Annotated in this window: 1 protein-coding gene; it reads right to left on the minus strand. The window is 72.2% G+C overall.

Annotated features, from left to right (window positions below):
- Positions 1-1229, minus strand: a 1229-nt coding sequence (locus D3H34_RS32695; RefSeq protein ID WP_286186565.1) for an MFS transporter, incomplete at its 3' end; no start/stop codon positions are given.
- Positions 1230-1358: the final 129 nt, after the last annotated feature.

The raw sequence follows: 1358 nt of genomic DNA on the forward strand, positions 1-1358 counted from the left end.
CTGCGCTGCACCGGGGTCGAGCGCACGATGGTGTGGTTGTTCGGCGACTGGAACAGCGCGAAGCCCGCGCCGCACAGCACCAGGCGCCAGATGACATCGACGTCCGACGGCTGCGCGGGCAGCAGCGCGAGCAGCCACAGCCCGGCCGCGAACACCGCCATGCCCAGGCCGCCGAGCAGGCCGTCGGGATGGCGGCCGATCAGCCAGCCGGCCAGCGGCGCGACGGTGACGATCGCCAGCGGCCAGGCCGTGAGCAGCAGGCCGGCCTGCAGCGCGCTGCGGCCGTAGGTTTCGAGCAGCAGGAACGGCAGGGCCAGGAAGGCCAGCGTCTGGGCGCAGAACGCATTGACCGACGAGGCCATGGACAGCGCGAACACCGGAATGCGCAGCAGGTCAACGGGAAACAGCGGCCGCGGCTGGCGGCTCTGGCGCACCAGATGCCAGACGCCGATCAGCAGGCCAGCGCCTAGCATCAGGCCGCCCATCAGCATCGAGCCCGTCTGGTCCTTGCGCGCCACGCCCAGTGCGTCGGCGCCGAGGAACACCAGCGCGAACATCGCCATGTTGAGCACCAGATCGAGCGCGGAAAACGCCCGCGCGCCCGGCTCCGCGGCCAGGCGCGGCGTCTCCGGCAGGGTCTTGCGCCCCAGCCACACGGTCAGCAGGCCCAGCGGCACGTTCGGCGCGAGCAGCCATGGCCAGGAACCCACCGACAGAATCGCCGCGGCCAGCGTGGGCCCGGCCACGGAAGCGCTCGCCACCACGGCCGAATTGAGCGCCAGGCCGCGCCCCAGTTGCACGCGCGGAAAGATGAAGCGCACCAGCGCCGCGTTCACGCTCAGGACCCCGGCCGCGCCCAGGCCTTGCAGCGCGCGCGCCGCGATCAGCGTGCCCAGCGACGGCGCGAAAATCGCGCCCAGCGACGCCAGCGCGAACAGCGCCATGCCCCACAGGTACACGCTGCGGTAACCGATGCGCTCGCCCACGGCGGCGAGCGGCAGCAGCATCACCAGCGTCGCGATCTGGTAGGCGTTGACGACCCAGATGGTCTGCGACGCCGGCGCCTGGAAGGCGCGCGCGATCGCCGGCAGCGCGAGATTGAGCAGGCTGCTGTCGAGCACCACCACCGCCAGGCCCAGCAGGATCACCAGCATCGCGCGCGCACGCCGCCCCGCGGGCAGGCCGTCGGCGGCATCTTCTGCTCCCGCAGGCTGGTTTCTTGCCGTCATCGGCTGTGGCTTCTCGACTGACTCTTGCATGGCTTTCCCTGGCTGACTCGATGGCGGCCCGCGGCCGCGCCCGTGGGCGATGGTAGTGGCTCCCGGCCCCGCCCCCGAGGATACGGCGCGGGCCGGACC

The organism is Acidovorax cavernicola (genome assembly GCF_003581445.1).